Source organism: Pseudomonas sp. KCJK9016, assembly GCF_046231795.1.
Taxonomy (GTDB): Bacteria; Pseudomonadota; Gammaproteobacteria; order Pseudomonadales; family Pseudomonadaceae; genus Aquipseudomonas; species Aquipseudomonas bananamidigenes.
Genome location: NZ_JBJJMM010000012.1, coordinates 131,232 through 152,991 on the forward strand (window position 1 = coordinate 131,232; position 21,760 = coordinate 152,991).

At 63.7% G+C, this 21,760-nt stretch carries 12 protein-coding genes; 4 read left to right on the plus strand and 8 right to left on the minus strand.

What is annotated here, in order from left to right; genetic code table 11:
* The first annotated feature begins 38 nt into the window (after nt 1-38).
* Nucleotides 39-1,574 (plus strand): FAD-dependent oxidoreductase, encoded by a 1,536-nt coding sequence (locus ACK6BI_RS14280; RefSeq protein WP_409317575.1) that lies wholly within the window; start codon nt 39-41, stop codon nt 1,572-1,574.
* A gap of 3 nt (nt 1,575-1,577) precedes the next feature.
* On the opposite strand, the gene hemB is transcribed toward ACK6BI_RS14280, so the two are convergent.
* The 3 genes from hemB to ACK6BI_RS14295 all read right to left on the minus strand — a co-directional run bounded on the left by hemB (nt 1,578) and on the right by ACK6BI_RS14295 (nt 4,252).
* Nucleotides 1,578-2,552 carry a porphobilinogen synthase gene (gene hemB / locus ACK6BI_RS14285; protein ID WP_065259383.1) on the minus strand — a complete coding sequence of 325 codons (975 nt, stop codon included), beginning with the start codon at nt 2,550-2,552 and terminating at the stop codon, nt 1,578-1,580.
* A 149-nt stretch (nt 2,553-2,701) separates the two neighbouring features.
* Nucleotides 2,702-3,544, minus strand: coding sequence for a PhzF family phenazine biosynthesis protein (locus ACK6BI_RS14290; RefSeq protein WP_409317576.1), 843 nt, complete (start codon nt 3,542-3,544; stop codon nt 2,702-2,704).
* Between the two features lie 9 nt (nt 3,545-3,553).
* The gene (locus ACK6BI_RS14295) at nt 3,554-4,252 is read right to left on the minus strand and encodes a glutathione binding-like protein (RefSeq protein ID WP_409317577.1); all 699 of its coding nucleotides are present in this window, start codon (nt 4,250-4,252) and stop codon (nt 3,554-3,556) included.
* A 272-nt stretch (nt 4,253-4,524) separates the two neighbouring features.
* Between ACK6BI_RS14295 and ACK6BI_RS14300 the strand changes: the two genes are divergently transcribed.
* A complete protein-coding gene (locus ACK6BI_RS14300) occupies nt 4,525-5,199 on the plus strand; it encodes a histidine phosphatase family protein (protein ID WP_409317578.1) in 675 nt (224 codons plus the stop codon).
* Between the two features lie 30 nt (nt 5,200-5,229).
* Here ACK6BI_RS14300 and mnmH read toward each other — a convergent pair whose 3' ends face one another.
* From mnmH to ACK6BI_RS14315, 3 genes are all read right to left on the minus strand, one after another.
* Complete coding sequence (gene mnmH, locus ACK6BI_RS14305) at nt 5,230-6,333, minus strand: tRNA 2-selenouridine(34) synthase MnmH (RefSeq protein ID WP_409317579.1); 1,104 nt, start codon at nt 6,331-6,333, stop codon at nt 5,230-5,232.
* Nucleotides 6,333-7,367: a selenide, water dikinase SelD gene (gene selD, locus ACK6BI_RS14310; RefSeq protein WP_409317580.1), complete on the minus strand. Its 1,035-nt coding sequence runs from the start codon at nt 7,365-7,367 to the stop codon at nt 6,333-6,335. The genes mnmH and selD overlap by 1 nt, the downstream gene beginning before the upstream one ends.
* 98 nt (nt 7,368-7,465) lie before the next feature.
* Complete coding sequence (locus ACK6BI_RS14315; RefSeq protein ID WP_409317581.1) at nt 7,466-17,992, minus strand: autotransporter-associated beta strand repeat-containing protein; 10,527 nt, start codon at nt 17,990-17,992, stop codon at nt 7,466-7,468.
* Between the two features lie 409 nt (nt 17,993-18,401).
* On the opposite strand from ACK6BI_RS14315, the gene ACK6BI_RS14320 reads away from it, so the two are divergent.
* Both ACK6BI_RS14320 and ACK6BI_RS14325 read left to right on the plus strand, forming a co-directional pair.
* Nucleotides 18,402-19,361 (plus strand): nucleoside-specific channel-forming protein Tsx, encoded by a 960-nt coding sequence (locus ACK6BI_RS14320; RefSeq protein WP_409317582.1) that lies wholly within the window; start codon nt 18,402-18,404, stop codon nt 19,359-19,361.
* Between the two features lie 14 nt (nt 19,362-19,375).
* Nucleotides 19,376-20,398, plus strand: a complete 1,023-nt coding sequence (locus ACK6BI_RS14325) for a purine-nucleoside phosphorylase (protein ID WP_409317583.1) — start codon at nt 19,376-19,378, stop codon at nt 20,396-20,398.
* A 3-nt stretch (nt 20,399-20,401) separates the two neighbouring features.
* On the opposite strand, the gene ACK6BI_RS14330 is transcribed toward ACK6BI_RS14325, so the two are convergent.
* Both ACK6BI_RS14330 and ACK6BI_RS14335 read right to left on the minus strand, forming a co-directional pair.
* Entirely contained in the window at nt 20,402-21,358 is a 957-nt protein-coding gene (locus ACK6BI_RS14330; protein ID WP_409317584.1) for a zinc-binding alcohol dehydrogenase family protein, read from the minus strand.
* Nucleotides 21,359-21,388: 30 nt separating this feature from the next.
* Nucleotides 21,389-21,562: a DUF1427 family protein gene (locus ACK6BI_RS14335; RefSeq protein ID WP_082302397.1), complete on the minus strand. Its 174-nt coding sequence runs from the start codon at nt 21,560-21,562 to the stop codon at nt 21,389-21,391.
* Nucleotides 21,563-21,760 lie beyond the last annotated feature (198 nt).

Below are 21,760 nucleotides of genomic sequence, written 5' to 3' on the forward strand. Positions count from 1 at the left end.
CATACTTGCTGCTGCACACCTCAAGGGCAGGACAGACCATGAACCGCAGTGACGTTTTGATCATCGGCGCAGGTCCCACCGGTCTGGTACTGGCCCTGTGGCTGAGCAAACTGGGTGTGCGCGTGCGCATCCTCGACAGGACTTCTGCGCCGGGCACCACTTCGCGGGCGCTGGCGGTGCAGGCGCGCACCCTTGAGTTGTACCGGCAACTGGACCTGGCCGACACGGTCGTGCGCAACGGCCACCGGGTGGCGGCAGCCAACTTCTGGGTCAAGGGCAAGCCCGTGGCACAACTGCCGTTGAACCGGATCGGCGAAGGCCTGACGCCATATGCGTTTCTCGAAATCTACCCGCAGGACGAACACGAGCGGTTGCTGATCGACCGCCTCGAAGACTACGACGTGACGGTCGAGCGCAACACGACACTGGAGAGTTTCACGGAAAACGGTGACGGCCTCACCGCCCATCTGCGGCTGCCGGATGGCGAGCAGGAGATCTGCCAGGCCTGTTATCTGGCCGGTTGCGACGGTGCACGCTCGGTGGTGCGCAAGACCCTCGACACCGGTTTTCCCGGCGGCACCTATCAGCAGATCTTTTACGTCGCCGACGTCAAGGCCAGCGGCCCGGCGCTCAACGGCGACTTGCATCTGGATCTGGATGAGGCCGATTTTCTTGCAGTGTTCCCGCTGGCCGGCGATGGCCGTGCACGGCTGATCGGCACGGTGCGCGATGAGCGTGCCGAACGCGCCGAAACCCTGGAGTTTTCCGATGTCAGCAGCCGCGCCATCGAACATCTGAACGTGCACATCGAAGACGTCAACTGGTTCTCCACCTACCGCGTGCATCATCGGGTGGCGAATCACTTTCGCAAGGGCCGGGCGTTTCTGCTTGGCGACGCAGCCCACGTGCACAGCCCCGCCGGCGGTCAGGGCATGAACACCGGCATCGGCGATGCGATCAACCTGGCCTGGAAACTCGCGGCAGTGCTCGGCGGCGCAGCCACGCCAAAGCTGCTCGACAGCTACGAAACCGAACGCATCGCCTTCGCCCGGCGGCTGGTCTCGACCACTGACAAAGTCTTCAGCTTCGTCACCGCCGAAGGGCGAATGGCCGACCTGTTGCGCACACGGCTGGCACCGTTCGTGATCCCGAAAATGGCCTCATTCGAGACCAGCCGCGAATTCCTCTTTCGCACGGTGTCGCAAATCACCGTCAACTACCGGGGCATGGCATTGAGCGAAGGCGTGGCCGGGCATGTCCACGGCGGCGACCGTTTGCCGTGGGCTCATGATGGCGAAGGTGACAATTATGAGCCGTTGCGCAACCCCTGCTGGCAGGTGCATGTGTACGGCGACACCAGCGACGAGATGATCGCCTGGTGCAATGAACATCACCTGCCGCTGCACGTGTTCGATTGGCGACCGGCGTTCGAGACGGCGGGACTGGGGCGCAACGGCTTTTACCTGTTGCGCCCGGATACTTACGTGGCGATTGCCGACAACAGCGCGGATCCGAAGGTGATCGAGCGGTACTTTCGCGACCACGGGATCCGGCCGTTTTTCAATTGCCCCTGAAGATCAGATCCCGGCCAGTGCCAGATCCATCGCGAAGTAAGTGAAGATCAGATCTGCACCGGCACGCTTGATCGCGCCGAGGCTTTCGCGCACCACGCGGTCTTCGTCGATCGCCCCGGCCTGGGCGCCGAACTTGATCATCGCGTACTCGCCGCTGACCTGATACGCCGACAGCGGCAGGTTCGAGGCCTGGCGGATGTCGCGGATGATGTCGAGGTACGCGCCGGCCGGTTTGACCATCAGCGCATCGGCGCCTTCCTGTTCGTCGAGCAGCGATTCGCGCAGGGCTTCGCGGCGGTTCATCGGGTTCATCTGATAGCTTTTGCGGTCGCCCTTCAGCGCACTGCCGCCGGCCTCGCGGAACGGGCCGTAGAGTGCCGAGGCGAATTTGGTCGAATAGGCCATGATCGCGGTCTGGGTGAACCCGGCGTCGTCCAGCGCCCGGCGAATGGCCTGCACCTGGCCGTCCATCGCTGCCGACGGCGCGATCACGTCGGCACCGGCGCGGGCGGCGGCCACGGCTTGCTTACCGAGGTTGATCAGGGTCTGGTCGTTGTCGACTTCATGGTTGTGCATCACGCCACAATGGCCGTGATCGGTGTACTCGCAGAAGCAGGTGTCGGACATCACGATCATTTCCGGCACGGCATCCTTGGCGATCCGCGACATGCGTGAGACCAGACCGTTTTCGCGCCAGGTGTCGCTGCCGCTGGCGTCCAGGTGATGGGACACGCCGAAGGTCATCACCGACTTGATCCCGGCCCGGGCATAGCGCTCGATCTCGCTGGCCAGTTTGCGCTCCGGAATGCGCATCACCCCGGGCATGCTCTTGATCGGCACGAAGTCATCGATCTCTTCTTCGACGAAGATCGGCAGCACCAGATCGTTGAGTGTGAACTCGGTCTCCTGGAACAGGCTGCGCAGGCTCGCATTGCGGCGCAGACGGCGTGGACGTGCTTCGGGGAACTGGCTGGACATGGGGTCTTTCCTGAAAACGGCGGATGAGACGAAAGTCGTAGGGGGCGAAGCTTATGCCTTGCGGGGGATGAGGTACAAACCTGGATCAATCAAGAGTGCATTACCGGGCGCGCAATAATCGTCGGCCCTTACGCCGGCGACTCTGATCTTCAAAGTCGCAGTTGCCCCTCAATGCACGTGACCACGGAGCCGCCGATCCAGATCTCGTTCCCGAGCCGGTTTATCCGCAACTTTCCCGCTCGGCCCATGCTCAAGCCCTGGCTGACGGTATAGGAATCGGGCGCCAGGCCCTCGGCCAATAACCATTGGGCAATCCCGGCATTCAGGCTTCCGGTGGCCGGATCTTCGGGCATGCCATCTCCGGAAATGAACGCACGTACCTCAAACCGGGCCTCGTCACCGTCGCGCTCGGGGTCCCACGCCGCGATGACGCCCACCGCCAGGCCCTGCATCTGCGAATGATCCGGTTGCAGGTTCAGCACCTGTTGCCGATCCTTGAGCATCACCGCGAGCCACCCCGCACCGTTGTCCACCCATTGCGCCCGGACAACCTCATCAGGGGTGATTCCCAGTCCGCGCTGCACCCGCTCCATGACATCAGCCTCGACCGGTCCCGACCTCAGGAGCGGCGGCGCGAGAAAAGCGAGTTCAGAGCCTTCGCGCCTGATTCTTACCAGTCCGACGCCGCACTCCTGAATGATCTCCGCCCCCTTGGGCACACCGCCTGCTTGCAGCCAGGCGTGGCACGTGCCCAGGGTCGGATGCCCGGCAAACGGCAGTTCGCTCAGTGTCGTGAAGATCCTCACGCGATAGTCGGCGCGAGGGTCCTGCGGCTCAAGAATGAAGGTGGTTTCACTCAGGTTGGTCCAGTTGGCAAAGGCCGCCATGCGCTCATCGCTCAGGGAGCCGGCATCAAAGACCACCGCCAGCGGGTTGCCCTTCAGGGCAGTCTGGCTGAAAACATCGACTTGCTTGAAATGGAACGAATCCATGCATCGTCCTTATTGAGGAATCGTCAGACCACGCACCACCGCCGGCCGCGCCAGAAAGCGCTCCAGCACCCGGGTGACATTCGGGAAGTCCTTGATGCCGACCAGATCGCCCGCCTCGTAGAAACCGATCAGGTTGCGCACCCACGGGAAGATGGCGATGTCGGCGATGGTGTAGCGCTCGCCCATGATCCAGTCGCGTCCTTCGAGGCGGGTGTTCAGCACGTTGAGCAGGCGCTTGCTCTCGTCGACGTAGCGGTCGCGGGGACGCTTGTCTTCGTAATCCTTGCCGGCAAATTTGTTGAAGAAGCCGAGCTGGCCGAACATCGGGCCGATGCCGCCCATCTGGAACATCAGCCATTGAATGGTTTCGTAGCGCAGGGCGCCTTCCTGGGCCAGCAACTGGCCGCTTTTGTCGGCGAGATAAATCAGGATCGCGCCGGACTCGAACAACGGCAGCGGTTTGTCCTCGGGGCCGTGGGGATCGAGGATCGCCGGGATCTTGTTGTTCGGGTTCAACGACAGGAACGCCGGCGACATCTGGTCGTTGGTGTCGAAGCCCACACGGTGCGGCTCGTAGGGCAGACCGATCTCTTCGAGCATGATCGAGACCTTGACGCCGTTGGGGGTCGGCAGGGAATAGAGCTGAATCCAGTCGGGGTACTGCGCCGGCCATTTCTGGGTGATCGGGAACGCGGACAGATCGGTCATGTGTAGCATCCAGTCACAAATGAGAGGCCTGAGCATAATCCACGTTTTGCGCGCTGGCTCGGGTTCTTTTTGCCCCGACGGCCGGGCTTACTTAAATCCGCAACATGCTGTCGCTAACCTGCTCTCCGGCCGCGCAGGTACCCCCGATCGAACCAAAGGCTTTCAAGGGGTTCCAAGGAAATCGTTCAAGACAGGGAATACACCCGGCGCCGGCGGCCCGTGGTGCAGTGGTTTGTCAGCCTCAACCGATCAGACTGAAGAACCTTTATCTCATGATGAAACCGATGAAAGTCGCCAGACGCTTCAAACATCGCGCTTATGTGGCCCTGCCCTCGCTGCTGGCAATGAGCGCGCTGTTTCTGTCCCTCGAGTCCAGCGAAAGCCGCGCGCAACCGGTGGACGGGACCCAGACCCTGATCTTCCTACGCCACGGGGAAAAACCCGCCGGCGGGCTCGGCCAGCTCAATTGCCAGGGCCTGAACCGCGCCATCGAGCTGTCGACCCTGCTGCCGGAAAAGTTCGGCAAGGCCGACTACGTGTTTGCGGCCAACCCGACGCGCAATGTCGAGGAAGGCGAGCTGGACAACGCCTACAGCTACATCCGTCCCCTGATGACCATCAGCCCCGCCGCCATCAAGCTCGGCCTGCCGGTGAACATCGAGTTTTCGGCCAATGACACCAGCGACCTGGCCCGGGAGCTGATTGCCGACAAGTACCACAACTCGACCATCTACACGGCATGGTCCCACGGCTACCTGCCGGAGCTGATCAACAAAGTCGCGGGCAAGGCCGTGGGCGAGAAGCAAAAGATCACCGAAGACTGGGCATCCAGCGATTACGACTCGCTGTATGTGCTGACCCTGACCTGGCACAACGGCAAGGCCAGCCTGCAGAGCCACAGCTACAAACAGGGGCTGGACAACGGCAAGGTCACGTGCCCGACCTGAGTGAGCCGGAGCCCATGCCGGGCTCCTGCGTCAGCGTTTGCGATTCAACCGCTCGCGCAGATACTCGACCACTGCCCCGCGCTCCCCGGCAAACTCGATCCGCGCGTCCTTCTTCTCCCGCTGAAACACATACATCGGGTCGTAATACTCACGCAGCAGGCCTTCGATCCAGCCCCGGTGCAAGTCCACCGAACCGCTGCGCCCCTGCTCCGCCAGTGCGTCTTCCATCAACGACAGCATCCGCCGGTGACGCTCGCCGCCCAGACGTTTCTGCACATTGTTCAGGCTCTCGAGCAAGCGTTCGGAAAACAGCGCGAAACCCCGCTCGCCATGCACCGCCGAAAACTCGGCCGACAGATCCACCACGTAATCGCGCAGGATGCGCTGCACCCGATCTTCAAAACTGTCTTCCAGCCAGACCATCGGGTAGTGCTGCATGCCCTGATACAACGGCAGCGGCAGCGCGCAACTGCCCACCACCCGGCTTTCGTCTTCGAGCACGAACTGGCCGATGCCGGCATCGCGCTTCTTGAGGATGTCGATGGCCAGACGATTCTCGAAGTCGATGTTCGACGGCTGGCCGGTGGCGCGCTTGCCGAAACTGGAGCCGCGATGGTTGGCGTGACCTTCCAGATCCAGGCTGTTGCGCAATTGCACCAGCAGTTCGGTCTTGCCGGTGCCGGTCATGCCGCCCAGCAGCACGAAATCACACTCGGTCACCGCCTGTTCGAGGGTGTCGATCAGGAAGGTGCGCAAGGCCTTGTAACCGCCACCGATGCGCGGATAGTCGATCCCGGCCTCGCTTCTGAGCCACTGCTGGGTGATCTGCGAGCGCAAGCCACCCCGGAAACAATAGAGATAGCCATCGGGATGGGCCCGGGCGAATTCGGCCCAGGCTTCGATGCGTTCGGCCTTCACCGCACCGGACACTAGACGGTGGCCCAGTTCGATGGCGGCCTGTTGGCCATGCTGCTTGTAGCAGGTGCCGACCTTTTGTCGTTCGAGGTCATTCATCAACGGCAGGTTGACCGCCCCGGGGAACGCGCCCTTGTGAAACTCGACCGGCGCACGGGCATCCATCAGCGGCCGGTCGTTGAGGAAAATGTCGCGGTAATCGGTGCAGTCGCGGAGCATCAAATCACCTCGACTGCGTGGGTCTGTCGCTCGACCAGTTCGCCGATCGGCGCCAGGTCCAACCCCAACTCCGCGGCCACGGCGAGAAATTCGGCGTTGCCCTCCGGTGTCACGGCCACCAGCAGGCCGCCACTGGTCTGCGGATCGCACAGCACCCGTTTGTGCAGTTCTTGCAAGCGCCCGAGCTTGCTCGAATAGCTGTCGAAATTGCGCAAGGTGCCGCCGGGTACACAACCCTGGTCGAGGTAGTACTCGACGCTGTCCAGACGCGGCACGCGGTCATAGGCGATGCGTGCGGTGAGGTGGCTGCCGTCGGCCATTTCCACCAGATGCCCGAGCAGACCGAAACCGGTGACGTCGGTCATCGCGGCAACCCCGGCCAACTTGCCGAAACGGCTGCCGGGCTTGTTCAGCGTGCACATCCAGTCCCGGGCCACGCCAATGTCGGCGTTACGCAGCTTGCCCTTCTTTTCTGCGGTGGTGAGGATGCCGATGCCCAGCGGTTTGGTCAGGTACAGCAGGCATCCGGCGGTGGCGGTGTCGTTGCGCTTCATGAAGCGCTTTTCTACCAGACCGGTGACGGCCAGGCCGAAGATCGGCTCCGGCGCATCGATCGAATGGCCGCCGGCCAGGGGAATGCCCGCGGCATCGCACACTGTGCGCCCGCCGCGAATCACTTCACGCGCCACTTCCGGCGCCAGTACGTTCACCGGCCAGCCAAGGATGGCAATGGCCATCAGCGGATCGCCGCCCATGGCGTAGATATCGCTGATGGCATTGGTCGCTGCGATGCGGCCGAAGTCGAAGGGATCATCGACGATCGGCATGAAGAAGTCGGTGGTCGACACCACACCGCGTTCGGCATCGATTTCATACACCGCCGCGTCATCGCGGGAGGCGTTGCCGACCCACAGTTTCGGATCGAGATTCTGTGCGCCGCTGCCGGCAAGGATCACTTCCAGCACCTGCGGCGAAATCTTGCAGCCGCAACCGGCGCCGTGGCTGTATTGGGTCAGACGGATGGGCTCGCTCATGGGGCTACCTCTGGCTGGGAATGGGGCGGATTCTAGCAGAGGGGATTGCCGGGCAAAAAAAACCGCCCTTTCGGGCGGTCAAAGTGCTTCGACCACGATCAGAAGCTTTGGCTGAAGCTGATGGTCATCGCGCTGTCGTTGTTGTCGCTGGACACCTGGCCCGAATAGCCGATGCCGAGCTTGCCGGTCGGGCTGATCTGGAAGTCCACGCCGGCTTCGAGCAGCGCACTGTCCCTGGCGATCGGCACGCCCTGGGTGCTGAACGATGCGCCGCCGTCGATGAAGGTCAGGTCGGCATCCGGCTTGGTGTCGCCGTAGGCATGCCGCCAGCCGATGGCTGCGCGCGGAGTCAGCTGACTGCCGTTGGCCAGGGTCACCAACTTGCCGATGCGCACGCCGAGGGTCGAGTAGGTGATGTCCTGATCGGCATCGCCTTTCAGACGCCCCACCCCGCCTTTTTCCTTGGCGGTGTCGCTGTCGTAGTTGACGTAGGCCAAACCGGCGAACGGTTCGATGGCAACGCCCGCCGCATTGATGGCGTAACCCACTTCACCGAACACCTGGGCACTGCGGGCGTCGTAGTCGGCCTTCAGACGGTCGTTGTAGGCACCGACGCTGACGTCGCGTTTGGTCTCGATGCTGTGCCAGCTGTAAGCCGCGCCGAGGCGCACGGCCAGTGCATCGAACTGCGAACTCAGGTACGCCGCCAGGTGGTAGCTGTCGACCTTGGCATCGGAGTTGCGATCGTGGGCGTTGAGGTTGCCACGGGTGTAACCCGCGGCCATCCCGGCGCGCCATTGATCGTCGAGCTGCTTGTCGGTGCCGAGCATGAAACCGCCGAGGCTGCGATCGACTTTCGCCGTGTCGCTGTCGCCGCCCATGTCGCCCCATGCGCCGATGGCACGGGCCCAGCCGACCATTTCACCGTGGCAGCCGTTGCTGCTCAGTTGCGTATCGCTGGGGGCCAGCGTGCGGCGAGGGTCGTCCGACGCACTGCACGTCGGTTGCCGCATACGATCATTGACCGCTTCACGCACGAAGCGCGAATCCTCCAGAACCGCACTGGCGGTGCTGGCATGGATCTCCCCGGACAGACTGTCGAAGGCATGACGCGCACCGGCCACGCTGAGGTTGACGATCTCGTTCTGCAACGCAGCGCCCGCCGGACCGTTGCGCATCAACGCCGAGGCGGTGTTGCGCTGGTTGCGGGTGGCGGCAACGTCGGCGAACGAGTTGCCGTTGCGGCTGACCACCAGGTTCACCGCGTCAGGGCTGTACACCAGCGCCGTGTCGAGGAATGCGTACTGCGGCAGATCGGCTGCGCTGAACGTGCCGTTCACTCCGCCACCGGCCGTGATCAGCGAATACACGGTGTTGCCGGTGAACGGCGCCAGGCTGTTCACTTGCAGGCCACCGCCCAGGGTTGCCGTACCGCCGACAGCCAGAGGCGTAGCGGTTGGCGAACTGACGGTCAGGGCCAGCACACCGTCGGCGGCGTTGGTCAGGTTGCCGGCCACGCTCAGGGTCCCGTCACTGCCACCGGAGGCCACCACACCGTGGTTGACCACCGAACCGACACTGCCGTTACCGCTCAAGGCCGCGCCATTGGCCACGTTCACTTGCCCGCCCAGGGAAGCCCGCGCTGCCCGGCTGCCAACTTGCAGCACACCTTGGTCCACCGACACGGTGCCGCTGAACGGCTGGTTGCCGGTCAACAGCAACCGCGCCGCGCCACGTTTGGCCAGGGCGCCAACGCCGCTGAGACGCCCGTTGAACTGGCCGTCGGTGTTCTGTTGGAACACCAGCGAAGCGTTGTCGGTGATGTTGCCTTGCAGGCTGGTGGTGTTACCGATCAGCGTACCGCCGCTGACGGTGGTGCCGCCGCTGTAAGTGTTGGCTGCGGTGAGAATCAGGGTGCCGGAATCGAGTTTCTCGATGCCGCCGGTACCGATCAGCGGCACGTCGATTTGCGTCGTGGCACCGGCATTGACGCGGATCGGCGCCGGAGTGCCGCCAGGTCCGTTGACTGGGGTCAGCGTGTCACCGGCATCCGGCACCAGGCTGTAACCGTTGACGAGGAATTGCAGCCCCGTGAAGTTCTGATTGCCTTGCACGGTGACTGTCCCGCCCTGCCCGCCGAACACCGCGAACTGGCCGTTGGAACCCAGTGCCTGGGTGCCGGTCGGGTCGGTCCAGTTGGTGCCCGGCCCCCACACGCCGCTGCCGCCGCCGATGCTGCCATCCGGGTTGGTCTTGCCACCGTTCCAGAACTGCACCTCGCCCGGCGTGTTCTGTACCAGCAGGTTGACCTGATTGGCCAATGCGGTCTGCAGGGTCAGGTTGGCGGCCGAGACCGGCAGGCTGCCGTAGACCAGACCATTGTCGGTGAGCGTTCCGCCGTAGCTGAACAGTTGATAGACCCCGGTACCGAAGCCGCCGGAGTTGGTGATGTTCAGCGTGCCGTCAAGGGTCAGGTTGCCGGCAACGTTGACCACGGTTGTGGAGCTGGCGGCCGAGCCGAGGGTGAAGTCCAGATTGGTTCCCGAAGACAGTGCCAGGGAGCCGACCGACAACGGCGTCGCGCTGCCGCCACCCAGCAGGGTCGCACCGTTGGCCAGTTGCACAGCCCCACCGAACTGGCCGCTGCCGCCGATCTTCGCCCCGCTGGCGACATTGACGTTGGCACTGTTGAGCACACCGTTGACGTTCAGCGAACCGGCCTGCACCGAAGTGTTGCCGGTGAAGGTGTTGTTGCCGGTCAGCAGCAAGGTGCCGGTGCCGGTTTTGGTCAGGCTGCCGGCGCCCGTCAGATTGCCTGTATAGCTGCCGTCGCTGTTCTGCTCGAAGGTCAGCGCCGCGTTGTTGACGATGGCACCTTGCAGGCTGCTGGTGTCACCACGGGTGCTGCCGCCGTTGAGCGTGGTGCCGCCGCTGTAGGTGTTGGCACCACTGAGCAGCAGATCGCCGCTGCCGTTTTTCACCAGACTGCCGCTGCCGGTGATCGCGCCGATCAACGTGGTGTTCTGGTTGCCGGCCAGGGTCAGTTGCGCACCCAGGTTGATGGCGTTGGCCAGTTGCAACGCGGAGGTGCTGTCGAGAGTACCGTTGCCCAGCACACTCAGAGCCCCGTTGCTGATTGCACTGTTGTTGCCCAGCACCAGCGTACCGCCGGCAAGCTGGGTGCCGCCGCTGTAGGTGTTGCTGGCGTTGAGGGTCAGGCTTGCCGGGCCGGTCTTGATCAGGCTGCCGCTGCCGCTGACCACCCCGCCGAGTGTCAGTGCGTTGGAACCGGCAACGGTGAGGCCGCCATTGAGCACTACATCGTTGGCGAGGCTGACGGCGGTGTTGCTGTCCAGCGCCGTGCCGTTGGCGGCGGTCAACACACCGGTGCCGAGGGCTGCGTTGTTGCCGACCACAATCTTGCCGCCATTGAGCGCGGTGCCGCCGGTATAGCCGTTGGCGGCATTGAGCACCAGGGTGCCGGTGTCGTATTTGCCCAGCGTGCCGGCGCCGTTGAGCGCGACACCAATGGTCGCCGTCGCGTTCGGATCGACCCGCACGGTGGCGTTGCCCAGCGAACCGTTGACCAGGTTCAGCGAACCCGCCGTACCGTTCTGCAGGCTGTAGCCGTCGGTGACGAACTGCATGCCGGTGATGGTTTGCGCGCCGTTGACAGTCACTGTGCCGGCCATGCCCTGGAACACTGCGAAGTTGTTGGTCCAGGCCTGGTTGGTGGTGCCGTTGACGTCAGTCCAGTTGGTGGTCCCGGTGCCCCAGGTACCGCTGCCGCCATCCACCGAACCGTTGGCGACGAGCTGATTGCCGTCCCAGAACTGCACGGTGACACCCGGTGCGGTGACCAGCAGGTTGATCTGGTTGGCCAGTGCGGTTTGCAGGGTGAGGTCGCCCGGCGTGACGCTGCCCGGTACGGTACCGATCAGCATGCCGTTGTCGGTCAGGCCGCCGGTGTAGTTGATCAAGCGATATACGCCGCTGCCGAAACCACCGATGTCGCTGACGTTGAGCGTGCCGTCGAGCGTCAGGTTGCCACCGACATTGACCAGCGCATTGCCGCCACCGGAAACCGGTGCGCCGAGGCCGACATCGAAGTTGGAGTTGGCATTGAACACCAGCGAGTTCACCGACAGCGTGCTGCCTGTGGCACCGGCCAGATGACCGCCGTCCGCCACGGTCACCGCCCCGCCGAGGGAGCCGCCGCCGGTCAGGGTGCCGCCGCTGTTGACCAGCACACTGGCGCTGTCCAGCGAGCCGTTGACGCTCAGGGTCCCGGCGTTGACCGTGGTGTTGCCGGTCAGGCTGTTGAGGCCGGTCAATGTCAGGGTGCCGGTGCCGAGTTTGTTCAGTTCGCCAGTGCCGGTGAGCACGCCGCCAAAAAGGCTGCTGGCGTTGTTGCCACCGATGCTCAGGGTGTTGCCGCCGCCGATCAGCGCCGTACCGCTGCCGGTCAGGCTGGAGAGGCTGCCGGAGCCGCCGAGGTTCAGCGTTGCGGCATTGCCGAGATTGACTCCGGCGTTGCTGCCCAGCGCCGAGTTGCCCAGGGTGGTGAGGCTGCCGGCCTGTACGTCGAAGGTGCCGCTGAAGGTGTTGTTGCCGGTCAGCGTCAGGTCGGCCAGACCGTTCTTGGTCAGGGTGCCCGCACCAGCGACCACGCCACCCAGGGTCAGGTTGTTGTTGCCCGCAACGCTGAGGTTGGCATTGACGTTGAGGTTGTTGGCCAGCACCAGCGGCGCCGTGGTGTCGAGGGTCGACGCGCCCGCTACGGTCACCGCACCGGAGCCCAGGCCCGCCGAGGTGCCGAGGGTCACGGTGCCGGCGTTCAGCGTGGTGCCACCGCTGTAGGTGTTGATGCCGTTGAGGGTCAGGTTGGAGGCGCCATTCTTGATCAGTGCCCCACTGCCGCTGACCACGCCGCCCAGGGTCACGTCGCTGTTGCCGGTGTTGGTGAGGTTGGCGTTGAGCACCACGTTGTTACCCAGCGACACCGCGGTGTTGCTGTTCAGCGACGACGCGCCGGCCACGGTCAGGTTGCCCAGACCGAGGGCCCCATTGCTGCCGGCGGTCAGGGTACCGGCATTGAGGGTGATGCCGCCGAGGAAGTTGTTGGCACCGCTCAGGATCAGGTTGGCCGCGCCGTTCTTGGTCAGGCTGCCGGCGCCGTTGATCGCTCCGCTGAGGGTCAGATCGTTGCTGCCGACCACGCCGAGGTTGCCTGCCAGGTTGATCGCGTTGCCCGCACTGACAGCCGCGCCGGCATCCAGGGTGGTGCCGTTCGCCGCGTTCAGGGTGGCCGAGCCGAGCGCCGCGTTCGACGCCAGGATCAGACCGCCCGCATTCAGTGCCACCGGGCCGAGGAAGGCGTTGTTGCCACCGAGGGTCAGGCTGGCCGCACCGTTCTTGATCAAACCGCCAGTGCCGGAAATGACACCGTTGAGGGTCAGGGCATTGCTGCCCAGCACGGTGAGATTGCCGTTCAGTGTGGCGGCGTTGGCCAGGGTCACGGCGGTGTTGCTGTCCAGTTGCGTGCCGGCGTTGGCGATCAGCGCACCGCTGCCCAGCGCGGTATTGCTGCCGACCACCAGGGTGCCGCCATCGAGTTGCGTGCCGCCGGTGTAGCTGTTGGCGCCATTGAGTACGAGGGTACCGCTGTCGAGCTTGTTGAGAATCCCGCTGCCGTCAATGTTCACGCCGACCGTGGCGGTCACGCCCGGATCGACCCGCATCGCGGTGGTGCCACCGCTGCCGTTGACCGCAGTCAGCAGACCCGCAGAGCCATTCACCACGTTGTAACCATCGGTAAGGAACTGCATGCCGGTGAACAGCTGCGTGCCGTTGACCGACACCGTGCCCGCCGTACCCTGGAACACCGCGAAGTCGCCGGCCCAGGTCTGGTTGAGCGTGCCGTTGACGTTGGTCCAGTTGGTGTTGACGGCATCCCATGTTCCGCTGCCGCCATCGACCGTACCGTTCGGGATCGTCTGGCTGCCGTCCCAGAAGCGAATATTGGCGTTCGGCGCAGACACCAACAGGTTGATCTGGTTACCGACCGAAGTCTGCACCACCAGATCGCCCAGGCCAAAACCCACAGGTACACCGGCCACGGTCAGGCCGTTGTCGGTCAGTGCCCCCGTGTAGTTGAACAAGCGATAGACACCGACACCGAACCCGCCGGCATCGGTGACGTTGAGATTGCCACCGAGTGTCAGGTTGCCGCCGATGTTCATCAGCGAGGTGGTCGATGGCGTGGCAAGGCTCGCGTCGACATTGCTATTGGCGGTGAGTACCAGCGACGCCGCCGACAAGGTGTTGCCCGAAGACAACGCCAGATGGCCGCCATTATTGATGGTCATCGCGCCCAGGGCCGAGCCGCTGCCCGTCAGGGTGCCGCCATTGTTGACGTTGACCTGGGCACTGGCCAGCGAACCACTGAGATTCAGCGTACCGCCATTGACGTTGGTGTTGCCGGTGATGCCGTTGGTACCGGTGAGGTTCAGTGTGCCGGTGCCGACTTTGGTCAGGCCGCCGCCACCACCGAGATCACCGTCAAAGGTACTGGTGCTGCTCACACCGCCCACGGTCAGAATATTGCCGCCACCGATCTGCACGCTGCCGCTGCCGCTCAATGCGTTCAGGCTGGCATTGCTGCCGAGGTTGAGACTCGCGCCGGCACTGATGTTGGCGCCGGAGGTATTGCCGAGTGCGCCGCTGGTCAGGGTACTGACGCTGCCGGAAAGGATGTTCAGCGCACCGGTGAAGGTGTTGGTGCCGCTGAGCGTCAGATCATCCAGACCGCTTTTGATCAGGTTGCCGGCACCGTCGATCACCCCGCTGAGGTTCAGAGCGTTGTTGCCGGCCACGGTCAGGTCGGCATTGAGCGTGATGTTGTTGCCGACGCTGAGCGGACTGCTGTTATCCAGCGTCGCTGCACCACCGACGGTCAGCCCGCCACTGCCCAGGGCACCGGCCGAGCCCAGTGTCAGCGTGCCCGCATTGAGTGTGGTGCCGCCGCCAAAGGTGTTGCTGCCATTGAGCGTCAGGTTGGCCGCGCCGTTCTTGATCAACTGGCCGGCACCGCTGACGACACCGCCAAGGGTCAGGTTCTGGGTACCGCCGACACTGAGCGCTGCGTCAAGGACAACCGCGTTGGCCAGGCTGGCCAGCGAAGAACTGCTGTCGAGCGTTGCGGCACCGCCGACGGTCAAGGCTCCCGTGCCCAGCGCCGAGCTGTTGCCGACGGTCACGCTACCGGCGTTCAGGGTGGTGCCGCCAATGTAGGTATTGGTGCCGTTCAGATTCAGGTTGGCCGCACCGTTTTTCACCAGACTGCCGGCCCCGGCGACGGTGCCGGTGAGGGTCAGGTCGGCGCTGCCACCGACATTCAGCGCACCGGCAAGGTTGACCTGGTTGCCCAGGCTGACCGCGGCGTTGGTATCCAGCGTGGTACCGGCGGCCGCATTCAGCGCACCACTGCCCAGCGCGGTGTTGCTGCCGACGATCAGTTTACCGACGTTCAACGCGGTATTACCGAAGTAGGTGTTGGCGCCGTTGAGGACCAGATCGGCCGAACCGTTTTTGACCAGGCCACCGACACCGGCGACGACACCATTGAGCGTCAGGGCATTGCTGCCGCCGAGGGTCACGTTGCCACCGAGGTTGACGTTGTTGGCCAGGCTTGTCGCAGTGCTGGCATCCAGCGTGGTACCGGCTGCCGCATTGAGTACGCCGGTGCCCAGCGCGGTGTTGGAGCCCACGCTCAGGGTCCCGGCATTCAACGCCGTATTGCCGGTGTAGGTGTTGTTGCCGGTCAGGCTCAGCGTCGAGGCGCCGGTCTTGATCAGGTTGCTGCCGCCACTGATGACGCCGCCGAGGGTCAGCGGGTTGGCGCCCCCGGCGGTGAGGTTGGCGTTGAGGGCAATCGCATTGTTCAGCGTGACGTTGGCGCTGCTGTTGAGCGAACCGCCCGAGCCGCCTACGGTCAGCGTGCCAGTGCCGAGCGCCGCCGCGTTGCCGACGGTCAGGCTGCCGGCGTTGAGCGCCGTGCCGCCGGTGAAGGTGTTGACGCCGTTGAGGGTCAGGTTGGCGGTGCCGTTCTTGATCAATTGACTGGCGCCACTGATGACACCGCCCAGGGTCAGGCCATTGCTGCCGCCGATGCTCAGGTTGCCGTTGAGCGCAACGTCGTTGCCCAGGTTGACGGCGGTACTGCTGTCCAGGGTCGCGGCGCCGGCGACGGTCAGGCTGCCGCTGCCCAGTGCGCCGGCATTGCCGACAGTCAGGGTGCCGGCATTCAACGTGGTGCCGCCGAGGAAGGTGTTGGCGCCGCTGAGAATCAGGTTGGCCGCGCCGTTCTTGGTCAGTCCGCCGTTGCCGCTGACCACGCCGCCCAGGGTCAGGTTGGCGTTGCCGGCGATGTTCAGATTGCCGCCGAGCGCGACGGCGTTGCCCAGCGCCACGGTGGTGCTGGCGTCAAGCGTGGTGCCCGCCACCGTGGTCAGTGCGCCGGTGCCCAGCGCGGTATTGGAACCGACGATCAGCGTCCCGGCATTCAGCGTCGTACCGCCGGAGAAGGTGTTGTTGCCACTGAGGGTCAGGTTCGCGGTGCCGTTCTTGATCAGGTTGCCGGCACCGCTGATGACCCCGCTCAGGCCCAGTGCCTGTGTTCCGCCGATGGTCAGGTCCGCCGCCAGCGCCACCGCATTGGCCAGGGTCACCGCCGTGGTCGCATCCAGCGTGGTACCCGCCGCCGCATTCAACGCGCCGGTGCCGAGGGCGGTGTTGCTGCCGACCAGCAAGGTGCCGCCGTTGAGCGCGGTGGTGCCACTGTTGGTGTTGTTGCCGGTCAGGGTCAGGCTGGCCGTGCCACTCTTGGTAATCGCGCCGGTGCCAGAGAGGATGCCGGACAGGGTCAGGGCGTTGCCACCGAGCACGTTCAACGCGCCGGTGATGCCGATGTTGTTGGCCAACGTCACGTTGGCGGTACTGTCCAGGCTGGTGCCGGCGGCGGTGTTGAGCACCCCGGTGCCCAGAGCGTTGTTGTTGCCAACGAGCAAAGTGCCGGCACTCAGGGTTGTGGTGCCGCTGTAACCGGTGTTGGCGCCGTTGAGCGTCAGACTGCCGCTGCCGGTCTTGGTCAGGCCGCTGGCGCCGCTGATCAGCCCGCCCAGGGTCAGGGCCCCGGTGCCGGTCGCCGTCAATGTGCTGTTGAGGGTGATCGCGTTGCTCAACGAAATCGGGCCCGAGGCCGAAATGCTCGAAGCGCCGCCCACGGTAATGCCGCCGGTACTGAGGGCCTGGTTGTTACCCACCTGCACCACGCCGCCATTGAGCACGGTACTGCCGGTGTAGGTGTTGACCCCGTTGAGGTTGAGCTGGCCGCTGCCGATCTTGGTCAGACCGCCGCTGCCGGACAGCACGCCGCTGAGCGTTGTGGGGTTGGTCCCCTGCACCGTCAGGCCACCGGCACCGAGCGAGATCAGGTTGCTGATGTTCAGTCCGGCATTGCTGGCCTGGAGGATCCCGCCATTGGAGGTCAATACACCGCTGCCGAACGCGCCATTGTCATTGAACAGCGCGACACCGCCATTGAGGGTCGTCGCCCCGCTGACCAAGGGGCCCTGCAGGGTCCAGGTGCCGCTGTTGAGGGTCAGGTTGTTGAAGTTGACATAGGTGGCGCTGGACGCCGTGCCTGAACCGGTGGTGCCGCCGCCGACACCGATAGGGTTTTGCAGAATCAGGGTATTGGTGCCACCCGCACCGCCATCGATCGTGCCGGTCGGGGCGAAAGTCAGGTTGATGCCGACCAGGCCGCCGAGGCCGACAGTGACCTGCACGCCGTCGCCGACGTTTACGCTCGAACCGGTGATCGCGTAGAACGTGTTGGTGCTGCCCGCCCCCATCGACACGCTGCCGGTGATGTTACCGGCGTTGGTGAAGGTATTGCCCGCCGCCGATGTCTCGAAGGCCACCCGTCCGTTGATCGTGCCGGTGCTGCTGTTGGTCATGACGACCTGTGAACCGCCATACACACCGACCACCGGCGTATCGGCCAGGGTGATCCCGCCCACCGACAGACCGGTCGAGGTGATCGTCCCGTTGTTGGTGATGTTGGTGGTGCCGGCCGCCGCATTGTTGACCCCTATCCCCAGGCCATCGATGCTGGTCAGGTTGAGGCCGAGCAGCATGCCGGTGCCGCGGATGATGCCGCTGGCGTTGTTGAGCACGCTGACCGTACTGGATGCGCCCGTTCCGATGAACGCGCCGCCGCTGAGCACGGACACCAGGCCCAGCAATGCCGGGTCGATGGTGCCGGAGTTGTTCAGGCTGATGTTGACGCCCGTCAGATTGAGCACCTTGCCGCCGAGCGTCGCGTTCATCTGCGCGCCCGAGTTGACGTTGACCGTCAGGCCGTTGCTGGCACTGCTGAAGTCATTGAGAAACAGCGGCAGGCTCGGCACCCCGGTGCAGGTCACCGTGGATCCGGCAGTGGAACAGGTTGCAAGCGCCGGTGCACTGACGCCGCCGAACAGAAATCCGGCAACGCTCAGATGCACAGCAAGGGAAAGTGGGGAAAAACGCGAAACGAGGGCGACACCAGACCTTGCTTCCACGGGTTACTCCTTTCGTGGCCGATTTCTTCCTTGAGGGCGTGCAACGGCGGCAAGCTCCAACACGCGTATCAAGCGTATGACGGTCATCAGATAAACCGTCTGTTCCAGACACACGCTAGTAGATGCCCCGCGATGGGGCATTGATTAAATAGTGTTAATACTTTTGGGCGATAAGGCTCTGCGGCGATACTTCCAGCCGTTCTGAGCAAGGGTTTGACGTGTTTCAGACACCATGGCGACTGCACCTGACCGAGGCGCCAGATAATTCGATGATTTGATCGAGAATTCAGCGCATTGCAGGAATTGGTACGGCTTGTGCAAACGTTTGCGAGTCGCCGTTGACCTCATTTTCGTTACAAAACCATACAGCCCCGCAAATCCGGGCGTTGATCCGCAAAAAGGACTTTGAATGCACGCTTCTTCCTGCCGCCGCCGTCGTGCTGCGCGCCCGTTCGCTGTTTCCCTGCTACTGGCCGGCGTTACCGCAGTTCTCAGCCATCCAGCGCTTTCACAACCTGCCTTGCCCGAAGAATCCGCCCAGGGCGAAGCCCTCAGCCCCGAGGCCAGCCCGCCGCAAAAAGGCGCTTACCTGTCGGACTGGTACAACCAGGACCTGATGCTGATCGGCAGCAAGGACATCAGCTTCGGCCCGCAACCGGCCGACGATATCTACCTGGAATACGAGTATTTCGGGCGCAAGGGCCCGTTCGAGCTGTACGGCTACATCGACATTCCGAAGATCTTCAATATCGGCAACAGCCACGACAAAGGCGTATGGGACCACGGCTCGCCGGTGTTCATGGAGCATGAACCGCGCATCTCCATCGACTACCTTGCCGGCCGCAGCCTGGCCATCGGGCCGTTCAAGGAATGGTATGTGGCGTTCGACTGGATCTACGATCACGGCAGCCGCAAAGAGAACCGCGCCAACACGCTATACAGCGGTCTGGGCACCGATATCGACACTCACTCGCGAGTCAATCTGTCGGCCAACCTGTACGGGCGCTACCAGTGGGAAAACTATGGCGCCAGCAACGAATACTCATGGGACGGCTACCGCGCGCAGCTCAAGTACATCGTGCCGATCGACAAATTCAGCAACGGTGCATCACTGACCTACATTGGCTTCACCAACTTCGATTTCGGCTCGGACCTGCACAAGGACAACCCGGCGCGCACCGCCAATGCCACGGTGGCGACCAACGTGCTGCTGTACTCGTTCACGCACTTGCGCTTCACTCTGGTCGGCCGTTACTTCCACAACGGCGGCAACTGGGAGGACGGCAGCGAGCTGAACTTCGGCGACGGCAATTTCCGCGCACGTTCCAACGGCTGGGGTTACTACGCCGGCATCGGTTATCAGTTCTGAACCCAGGAGCAAACATGAAAGCAATGACGCGTGTATCACTGGCCGCTGCGGCCCTGCTCTGCTCTACCGCATGGGCCACCGAGGCACCGATTCAACCGAAAGTGGTGCTGATCACCATGTTCGCCCCGGAGGCGCAACACTGGATCGATCGCCTGGAACTCAAGCAGGAAATCCGCGTGCCGGGCCTGTCGGCCGAGTACCCGACCATTCGTTGCAACACGCAGCAGGTGTGCCTGATGACCACCGGCATGGGCCAGACCAACGCCGCCGCTTCGACCCTGGCACTGGCGCTGTCACCGAAATTCGACCTGCGCAAAAGCTACTTCCTGATCGCCGGCATTGCCGGCATAAGCCCCAGACACGGGACCATCGGCACCGCTGCCTGGGCGCACTACTTGGTGGAGTTCGGCACCCAGTGGGAACTGGATTCGCGGGATGCGCCATCGAGCTGGCCGACCGGTTACCTCGGCATCAACACCAAGGGCCCCAACGAAAAACCACCGCTGGACTACAAGACCGAAGTCTTCGAACTCAACCCGAAACTGCAGGCCAAGGCTTTCGCCCTGAGCCACAAGGTCGAACTGAGCGAGAGCAAGCAATCGGCGGCATGGCGCCTGAAATACCCGGCAGCACCGGCCAATCAGCCGCCGGTGGTCACCCGTTGCGACACGCTGGCGGGCAACACCTGGTTCTCCGGCACGCGCCTGAGCGAACGCGCCGAGGTCTGGACCAAACTGCTGACCGACAACAAGGGTGAATACTGCACCACCCAACAGGAAGACAACTCCACCTATGAAGCCTTGCTGCGCGCCAGCCGCGAAGGTCTGGTGGACGTGCAGCGCCTGGCCGTGGTGCGCGCCGGCTCCGACTTCGACCGCCCGGCGCCGGGCGGCAGCGAAGTGGACAACTTGCTCAAGTACGCCGATCAGGGCGGATTCGTGCCGGCGCTGGAAAACCTCTATCGCGCTGGCAATCCGCTGGTGCAGGACATCCTGAAGCACTGGTCGGCGTGGGAGCACGGTGTCCCTGAAGCCTGAGGATCAAGGCATCAGGATGACCTTGTCGCCGCTGCCCTGATTGACATCGGCATAACGCGCCAGTCCATCGGCCAGCGGCGCTTCGACAAGCCCTTGCGGCAGTGGCAGTCGGTCTTCGTCAAAGAAGCGGCCGAACTGCTCCAGCATCGCCGCACAGGCCTCGACGCCGTACAGCAAGGAGTTGATGCCGACCACGGAACCGCCCTTGCGATACAGGGCCAGTGCCGGCAGTTGTACATGCCCGTCCACCGGCGCGGCGATGATCGCGATGCGCCCGAACGGTGCCAATGCGGAAACCGAAGCCGGCAGCCAGAACCCGGTGGTGTCGAAGATCACGTCGGCGCCGCCGCGGTACACCGCGTTGACCTGCGCGCCAAGCTCTTCTGGTTTATCCAGTTGAATCGTCTGATATCCCTGCGCCTGCAAATCCTTGACCTGCTCCGGCCGCCGCGCCGCCGCCAGCAACTGCGCACCACGCACCTTGGCCAGCGCCAGCGCCGCTGTCGCCACTGCCCCGCCACCGATCACCAGCAATCGGGTTTCAGCGTTGACCAGACTGCGCTCCAGCGCATCCCACGCCGTGGTGTAAGGCACACCGAGGCTGGCGGCCTGGGTGAAACTCAAATGCGCCGGTTTATGCGCCACACCACTGGCCGGCAGTTTGACGAATTGTGCATGGGAGCCATCGGCGAAAAAGCCCAGCTCACGCCCGGTGCCCCAGACTTCCTGACCGATCAGCGCCTGCGGACCTTCGACCACCACTCCGGCAAAGTCACGCCCGGGAATACGCGGCAGCGTGGTGTAGGGGAAACGCCCGAGCACGTTCTTCACGTCGCTGGGGTTCAAGCCCGCCGCCTTGATCTGCACCAGTACCTCGTCGGCCCCAGGCACCGGCGTCGGTACCTCGACGAAGCGCAGTGAGGACAGGTCGCCGGTTTTATCGAATTGCAATGCTTTCATGAGTTCATCCACCGAATGAAAAAAGGAAATTCAGGACAGCCAGCCATTGACCAGTTGCCGCCCCAGCGGCCACAACTGCTCGCCCGCCAGCATGCCCAGCAGCCCGACCAGCGCGATGGCCGGTGGCGCCGGGGAACGGAAATCCAGGGCGCCATACAACAGGCCGACGCCCAGACCGATGCCCAGGGAAATCAGGTAGTTCATGGGATCACTCCGCCACACAAAGGGAATGGGCAAAGTCTAGGTAAAGGAGGCGACCGACACCGGCCAAGGACTTCTGAATTTCGGCCAAATCACCGGATTCGGCGTCAGACGCCGAATTTGGAACTGACACAAAAATCGGTGGGAGCGAGCCTGCTCGCGATAGCGGTATATCAGTTGCAAATGTATCGCCTGACATGA

What these genes read in the sequence shown, in the direction of transcription:
- ACK6BI_RS14320 (WP_409317582.1), top strand. Translation starts at nt 18,402, where the DNA reads ATGCACGCTTCTTCCTGCCGCCGCCGTCGTGCTGCGCGCCCGTTCGCT.
- mnmH (WP_409317579.1), bottom strand. Translation starts at nt 6,333, where the DNA reads ATGCTCCGCGACTGCACCGATTACCGCGACATTTTCCTCAACGACCGG.
- ACK6BI_RS14290 (WP_409317576.1), bottom strand. Translation starts at nt 3,544, where the DNA reads ATGGATTCGTTCCATTTCAAGCAAGTCGATGTTTTCAGCCAGACTGCC.
- hemB (WP_065259383.1), bottom strand. Translation starts at nt 2,552, where the DNA reads ATGTCCAGCCAGTTCCCCGAAGCACGTCCACGCCGTCTGCGCCGCAAT.
- ACK6BI_RS14295 (WP_409317577.1), bottom strand. Translation starts at nt 4,252, where the DNA reads ATGACCGATCTGTCCGCGTTCCCGATCACCCAGAAATGGCCGGCGCAG.
- ACK6BI_RS14325 (WP_409317583.1), top strand. Translation starts at nt 19,376, where the DNA reads ATGAAAGCAATGACGCGTGTATCACTGGCCGCTGCGGCCCTGCTCTGC.
- ACK6BI_RS14300 (WP_409317578.1), top strand. Translation starts at nt 4,525, where the DNA reads ATGATGAAACCGATGAAAGTCGCCAGACGCTTCAAACATCGCGCTTAT.
- ACK6BI_RS14280 (WP_409317575.1), top strand. Translation starts at nt 39, where the DNA reads ATGAACCGCAGTGACGTTTTGATCATCGGCGCAGGTCCCACCGGTCTG.
- ACK6BI_RS14330 (WP_409317584.1), bottom strand. Translation starts at nt 21,358, where the DNA reads ATGAAAGCATTGCAATTCGATAAAACCGGCGACCTGTCCTCACTGCGC.
- ACK6BI_RS14335 (WP_082302397.1), bottom strand. Translation starts at nt 21,562, where the DNA reads ATGAACTACCTGATTTCCCTGGGCATCGGTCTGGGCGTCGGCCTGTTG.
- selD (WP_409317580.1), bottom strand. Translation starts at nt 7,367, where the DNA reads ATGAGCGAGCCCATCCGTCTGACCCAATACAGCCACGGCGCCGGTTGC.